Raw genomic sequence first — 6,701 nt, forward strand, 5'->3', positions numbered from 1 at the left:
CTCTCTTGAAATGTCCATGATAGTCATTCTCAAAGACAATTCATCTCGAAATCTACCTTGAATGACACGAGACAAGATCAACTAGATATTTATTCCAAAATAAAAATAGGTGGTTATTCGGATATGGAATTTTCATGGCACCCGGTGCAGTTAACGATTATTGTCTCAGCATGTGCAACGTTCATTACATTTTTCATAGGTTTGCTAGCGGCCTATATAATGGTGAAAAAGCCTATTAAAGGGAAGGCCATTATTGAAACGTTATTCTTCCTGCCACTAGTCTTACCGCCGACAGTAATCGGGTTTTTATTGCTTATGATTTTTGGTAACAAAAGTTTTATTGGACAAGCAATTGAAACGCTTTTCGGTCAAAGTCTATTATTTACCGTGCCGGCTGCAGTTATTGCGGCAATTGTTGTTTCTTTTCCGCTGATGTATCAATCTATTAAAACAGGATTTCTCTCCGTTAATGAAAATGTTATTGATGCGGCAAAGGACTTAGGTGCGACAAATAATCAAATTTTACGTAAAGTAATCATCCCGTTATCCATTAAATCTATCATTACTGGAATCATATTAAGTTTTACGAGGGCATTCGGGGAATTTGGGGCAACATTAATGTTTGCTGGAAATATTCCCGGGAAAACTCAAACAATTTCAACGGCGATATTCTTCTCGATTGAATCCGGGCAAACACTAAATGCTTGGTATTATGTAGCAATCAGTATTTTATTTTCATTCGTCCTATTATTTATTTCGAATCGGGTAAAAGTGAAGGGGCTGTCCAAAAAGTCAATTTTTAGACATTATTGATGGAATTATTCGGTACTTTGGCGGACGCTTTCCGCGGGCACGGCCTCAGCCTCCTCAACGCACAAGCGCGTTTGCGCAGGTCTATAGGCTCGTGCTGTTCCCGCTGGAGTCGCCGCCAATTTCCTCATCAAAAGTCTGTATTTTCTACTTTTCGGACAGCTCCTTTTCACGTTTAAAGTCACCGCTTTTACCACCACTTTTTTCCAATAAATATGTTGGTCCAATGACCATTCCTTTATCAACAGCTTTACACATATCGTACACGGTTAGCGCAGTAATTGATGCAGCTGTTAATGCTTCCATTTCGACTCCTGTACTTCCTTTTGTTTTCACTTCTGCTTCGATGTGCAATTCATGCTGTTTATTTTCCTTCTTTTCCCAACGAAATGTGAGATCAACACCGGTAATTGGAATTGGATGACACATCGGAATAACATTTGCTGTTTGCTTTGCACCCATAATACCGGCAACTTGGGCAACAGCTAACACATCACCTTTTTTATTTTTTAACTCTGTAATATTTTCATAAACTTCTTTACTCATTTGTATACTTGAGCAAGCTACTGCACGTCTTGCCGTCTCTTTTTTATCCGAAATATCAACCATTTTCGCACGACCGTGTTCGTTGAAGTGAGTAAATTCTGCCATATCTATCACCTTTCTTACATTGATAATCTTATTGTATTACATATTGATTGTAAAAAAACGGTATTTTTCAATTTCACAAAATTGTAATATAAGAACACAATTCTATCATTTACATAGTGTTATCTTTGAATTAGATAAAACATGTATTTTAAATATTACTTTATATAAATAATCGCGGTTAAAGGGGGAAGAAAGAAGATGTTTTCCAGAAAATATAAACCAACCGTAGAAGAAATTCAGTTTTTAAAACAAAGAATAGATGAACTAAATGCAAGATTGGATGAACGAGAAGATGAGTTTCAAATCTTTTTAAATAATTTACATAAAGATTTACTTTCTACAATTGAAGATAATGAGAAAGTGAACGAAGAACACCATGTCATTATGAATAAAGTTACAGCATTAAATCACGAGTTCAGTATGGTGGAAGATAGCACAAATAATAATTTACAAAATACATTAAATATGGCTGGAAAAGGAAATTCATTAATTCGTTCAGCAGAGTCAATGGTTGTTATTTCTGAACAAGGGAAACAATCGATTGATGAATTGAAAGATATTATTGATCATTTAGGCAATCAGTTGAAGGAAAATACAATCGCGATGGGTCATTTAAGTGAGAGTTCAAAAGAAATCGAAGAAATTATTCATTTTATTAGTGGTATTTCTAACAATATAAATCTATTATCATTAAATGCATCGATCGAAGCGGCAAGGGCAGGGGAACACGGAAAAGGATTTGCCGTCGTAGCAAAGGAGATACGAAAGCTTGCGGAAAGTGCTGGGAGTAGTACGACGAATATAATTGAGCTAATTAAAAAAATTCAGGAAGAAATTGAACATGCGAATGAAAACAGTCAAGCTAGTTATAAAATTGTAGAACAAGGCATTGAAGCGAATGTGCACGCGAATGATGAAATTGGAAAATTGATGGAAGTAATTAGTGTAGTTAAGGAAAAAGTACAAGAGTTGCTAAATTATATTGAGAAGCAAAAAACAACGAGTGAAGATGTCATTATTAAATTTAATGACTCGAAAGAACTGTTCCAAGATACGAATGAAATTTTAATTGAGCATATAAAAGAAGGCGAAGTTATTAGTCAAAAATTAATCGATGCTGTACAAGAAGTGGAAAAGTTTAAACGTAATTCACGAGAGCTCGAAAAAGTGTGATAAAAATCACGTTTCTTCTGTGATGTCTATCACAACTCTATCCCTTCATTCACGGTAAACTGTAAATAGATTAAAACTTAATGGAGGGATAAAGGATGGACATCCAATTTACAGCTAAAATCTTCGCACCAGATATTGAACCAAGAGTTCGCCATAGACAAATTTTTGAAACATTTGATGGTTTAAATTCCGGAGAATTTCTAGAATTAACAAATGATCATGATCCAAAACCGTTATATTATCAATTCATGATTGAAAGAGAAGGAACATTTTCTTGGGAATATTTACAAGAAGGTCCAGATTTATGGCGCGTTGCAATCGGTAAAAAATAAATAAATTTTTTATAGGATCAGTGACAGTAACAGTCATTGATCCTTTTTATTATGGTACAGAGGGACGGGTCCGGTGTTTCACTTTCTTTATAGAGGTGAGCTATTGGTGACTATTAATTAGTAGTAGATTTTGGATAATTATAATGTGATGGAAATCACATGAACAAAAACGAATTTCATTTATAATTCTTATAAACGTAATTTTATCTTTCAATGAAAGGTGAATAAGATGACTACAGATAAAAAACTAACAATTATCAATATAGTTGTGGCATTTTGGCTCGTTATTATTATTTCATTATTAATTATAAAATTTAATGCAGGAGAAACGACAGCATCAACGTCAAATCATCATCACCATCACCATGAACAAATTCATGTCATGCCAGAACATGAAAATTTGAATCAGACACCTACACCTCTAGAAGTACGTCGTGAAGGAAGTAATGTTTATATTAAAATGACTGCACAAATTACAGATATTGAAATTAATGAAGATTATACGTATAAAGCTTGGACGTTTAATGGTGAAGCACCAGGACCGTTAGTTGTTGTCGAAGAAGGAGATATGATTCATTTTACGTTAGAAAATATGGACCCCGCCATGGACCATAGTATGGATTTTCATGCGGTTCACACTGCTCCAAATAAAGGTTTTGCCAACGTACCTTCGAATGAAGAAGGAACCTTTGTTTATAAAGCATCAAGTCCAGGTGTTTTTATGTACCATTGCGGAACAGATCCAGCCCTACTCCACATTGCAAATGGAATGCATGGAACGATCATTGTTAAACCGAAAGGCGGCTATCCAACGGATGATGAAGTGGCTCGAGAATTTGTCGTTATTCAAAATGAATGGTATGAATATAACGATATTGAAAATATGACAAATGGAGTGCCGAAGCATGTTGTATTTTCAACGAAAGCTCTTCATGATGGTCAAGCCAATACAAATGGGGTCGTCGGTGCTCTAATCAATCAACCGTTCCAAGTAAAAGCTGGTGAGAAAATCCGGTTTTATGTAGCAAATATGGGACCAAATGAAACGTCTAGTTTCCATGTGATTGGTACGTTATTTGATGATGTTTATATTGATGGCCAACCAGCCAATCATTTCGAAGGGATGCAAACAGTCGGACTTCCTGCAAGTGGCGGAGCAGTAGTTGAATTTACATTAAAAGATGCAGGCGAATATAAATTTGTCACCCATCAATTTAACCATGTGCAAAAGGGTGCCGTAGGTAAAATTATTGCTTATGATGGTGATATTCCGGAACTACCCGATCCAGAGGAACAAAGTGTAGAGTCTAATAATCAATTAAATATCAAAGCTACTAATTTTACATTTGATAAAAATGAATATGTAGTAAAAGCAGGAGATGAAGTAACGATTAAATTCACAAGTACGGAAGGCTATCATAGTATGGCGATTGATGACTTTGATGTGCATATCCAAGGAAGAGGTGAAGCAAGCTTTACACCGAAAAAGCCTGGTCGTTATAAAATATATTGTAATGTTTATTGCGGTAGCGGTCATGAACAAATGACGTCTATCTTGGTTGTACAATAACGTTTAAAAGCAGTTCATAATTTGGACTGCTTTTTTATGTGAATGAATAAAAATATCGTCATATTTTTGGTATTATCTTATTAATTATGAAAGTGATGAATTTGTAAGGGGAGAAATGTTTTCATTACGATCGGTTATACTGGTTAGAAGAATATCGAAAATTAAAAGAGAGAATAAAAAATAGTCAACGTAGCACAAAAATATTAAGAGTGGCAACGAACTTTGCAGAAGTACTAGACAGGCAACTGACTGCGAAAAGTGCTGGAAAAATCATCGTACCATCAAGTGAGGAAGCAGACTTTTTTTTACGATAAAAAGTGAAGCTGATGTTAAAGTGGTTATTAACAATTTAGTCGAGTTAGAAAATAAACTTGCAGGCGAAGAATAGGATGTGGAACACATGGTAAACATGCTTTTTAGTCAATATAACTTTCATAAAAAGTGGGCGAAGGATACTGTTAGAAAATACTTAAATGATAAACAGAAAGTGTTAGTCATCCCATTTTCCTTTAATAATAAAATTCAAAATGACGGTGATTGGCAGAAAGCATATAGTAAATCAGGGAAGTATTATCAAAACATTGTCCAACCATTCAATGATTTCGGTATTAAAGACGAGAATATCGATTGGCTCAATTATTTTGCGGATACAAAAGAAACTACAGTAGAAAAATTAAAAAACAGTGACGTAATATTTTTTACCGGTGGTTTGCCAGACCGGATGATGGATCGGTTACAGAAATTTGACATTATCGATGAAATCGAACGATTCCACGGTATTGTTATTGGCGTGAGTGCTGGAGCATTAATCCAACTTGCCGATTATCATATTTCACCTGACGATGATTATAAATACTTTTCATACAATAAAGGATTGAATTTCATAAACGATTTTTTCATCGAAGTTCATTATGATGAATCGGAATTGCAAAATCGTTACATCGAAAAAGTTTTAAAGGAAAAGACAAATTGTGTTTATGGAATTACAGATAAGGGCGGAATTATTGTAGATCAAGGAAATGTTACGTTAGTAGGCGATACTCGGAAGTTTACAAAAGAGAAGGTGTTCGGATGAATAAACTGTTTCTTTTTTTATATTGTATTATTACAATTGCGACTATCGGATTATTTTATTTTATTAATCTATTAACAGAATCTTTTAATCCCGAGGCAGTCTTTCAAGGTTGTGGAAACGGCAATCCAAAACAAGAGGCTGTCCGAGCCAGCCTCAACATTAATCTTTTTTCTTTAAAATTGCGGTGTGTAATTGTTTAGGATTAAACACATCATCTTTCGCATCGACAACTTCATATAGAACATTATTAGGTCCGTAGACTGTTTCACCGACTTTGTAAGAAACTAATTTCGGCATTTTGGAGCTCACAATTAAATTCCCGTCTTGATCATAAATATTTAATGTTAATTCACGATTTTTTCTAGAGTAAACGGCTTTAATTTCATCGTACACGTTCATTTGCTCCTTTTTGGAACTGTAATCATTTTCACAACTAAGTAGCATAACCAAGTCCTTTTAAGGAAGGATACAATCATTATTTTGAACGTAACGATGTAAATATTTCTCACCAAATATAAGAATTTAGGCCTTAAATTTCTTCAACATAAAAAAATCGGGTAAGGAAAAACTAATCACAAAATTAAACATGGGCATACAATTCTTCATCTTTAACATTTAATGTCTCTTGAATATGTTTTAACAATCTTTTTTCGTATTTATCGTATGTTTTGTCACATTTCATTAAATCAAGAAGTTGTTGTACAGCGACAACTTTTTCTAAGTGTGTATAAGATTTGTTCATTTCGTGTAAAATTTCATCAAGGCTTTTTTTCGGAAAGGCAAAGTTTTTCTCCTGATTACCTTCTTCAAAAAGTTCCTCTAACTTTTTTATTTCAGCTTCTGCATAATTTCGGTCGATAAACGTTGCATGCTTACATAAATCAATAAATAGTGAAACTTTTTCTTTTCCAAGTTCCTGTAATCTCAACCTTTTTCTCCCTCCGAAAAATTATTATAGATTCTAATTTAAGTTTATCAAAAAACTTGAGGAGAAAATGTTGAATTATCTAATAATTAGTGAACAAATAAACTTGGAATGTTTAAAACAACGTACTTTGAAAAATCATGTTAAAATAAATTTAAATTAGTA

At 34.0% G+C, this 6,701-nt stretch carries 7 protein-coding genes and 1 pseudogene; 5 read left to right on the top strand and 3 right to left on the bottom strand.

Translation table 11 applies throughout. The features are described 5' to 3' along the window. Nucleotides 1-123: 123 nt before the first annotated feature. Nucleotides 124-813, top strand: coding sequence for a molybdate ABC transporter permease subunit (modB, locus tag GW534_RS08835; RefSeq protein ID WP_161920661.1), 690 nt, complete (start codon nt 124-126; stop codon nt 811-813). 144 nt (nt 814-957) lie between these two features. Here the strand turns inward: modB and moaC are convergent, their stop codons facing one another. After that, on the bottom strand, nt 958-1,461 hold the full coding sequence (gene moaC / locus GW534_RS08840; RefSeq protein WP_161920662.1) for a cyclic pyranopterin monophosphate synthase MoaC: 504 nt from the start codon (nt 1,459-1,461) through the stop codon (nt 958-960). Nucleotides 1,462-1,659: 198 nt separating this feature from the next. Between moaC and GW534_RS08845 the strand changes: the two genes are divergently transcribed. From GW534_RS08845 to GW534_RS08860, 4 genes and pseudogenes are all read left to right on the top strand, one after another. Beyond that, nucleotides 1,660-2,634 (top strand): methyl-accepting chemotaxis protein, encoded by a 975-nt coding sequence (locus GW534_RS08845; RefSeq protein WP_161920663.1) that lies wholly within the window; start codon nt 1,660-1,662, stop codon nt 2,632-2,634. A 95-nt stretch (nt 2,635-2,729) separates the two neighbouring features. Then, the gene (locus GW534_RS08850; protein WP_161920664.1) at nt 2,730-2,966 is read left to right on the top strand and encodes a DUF2249 domain-containing protein; all 237 of its coding nucleotides are present in this window, start codon (nt 2,730-2,732) and stop codon (nt 2,964-2,966) included. 229 nt (nt 2,967-3,195) lie between these two features. After that, a pseudogene (locus GW534_RS16405) lies at nt 3,196-4,215 on the top strand (multicopper oxidase domain-containing protein); the annotation flags it as partial. Between the two features lie 721 nt (nt 4,216-4,936). After that, complete coding sequence (locus GW534_RS08860; RefSeq protein WP_161920666.1) at nt 4,937-5,611, top strand: Type 1 glutamine amidotransferase-like domain-containing protein; 675 nt, start codon at nt 4,937-4,939, stop codon at nt 5,609-5,611. Between the two features lie 159 nt (nt 5,612-5,770). Here GW534_RS08860 and GW534_RS08865 read toward each other — a convergent pair whose 3' ends face one another. Continuing rightward, nucleotides 5,771-6,004, bottom strand: coding sequence for a hypothetical protein (locus tag GW534_RS08865; protein WP_210253475.1), 234 nt, complete (start codon nt 6,002-6,004; stop codon nt 5,771-5,773). 187 nt (nt 6,005-6,191) lie between these two features. Continuing rightward, nucleotides 6,192-6,539: a TerB family tellurite resistance protein gene (locus tag GW534_RS08870; RefSeq protein WP_161920668.1), complete on the bottom strand. Its 348-nt coding sequence runs from the start codon at nt 6,537-6,539 to the stop codon at nt 6,192-6,194. Nucleotides 6,540-6,701 lie beyond the last annotated feature (162 nt).

Origin of the sequence: Pallidibacillus pasinlerensis, from assembly GCF_009996845.1 — a bacterium.
GTDB lineage: Bacteria > Bacillota > Bacilli > Bacillales > Caldibacillaceae > Pallidibacillus > Pallidibacillus pasinlerensis.

Bases quoted from the DNA above. Each gene is read 5' to 3' on its own strand.
- modB (WP_161920661.1), top strand. From the start codon at position 124: ATGGAATTTTCATGGCACCCGGTGCAGTTAACGATTATTGTCTCAGCA.
- moaC (WP_161920662.1), bottom strand. From the start codon at position 1,461: ATGGCAGAATTTACTCACTTCAACGAACACGGTCGTGCGAAAATGGTT.
- GW534_RS08845 (WP_161920663.1), top strand. From the start codon at position 1,660: ATGTTTTCCAGAAAATATAAACCAACCGTAGAAGAAATTCAGTTTTTA.
- GW534_RS08850 (WP_161920664.1), top strand. From the start codon at position 2,730: ATGGACATCCAATTTACAGCTAAAATCTTCGCACCAGATATTGAACCA.
- GW534_RS08860 (WP_161920666.1), top strand. From the start codon at position 4,937: ATGGTAAACATGCTTTTTAGTCAATATAACTTTCATAAAAAGTGGGCG.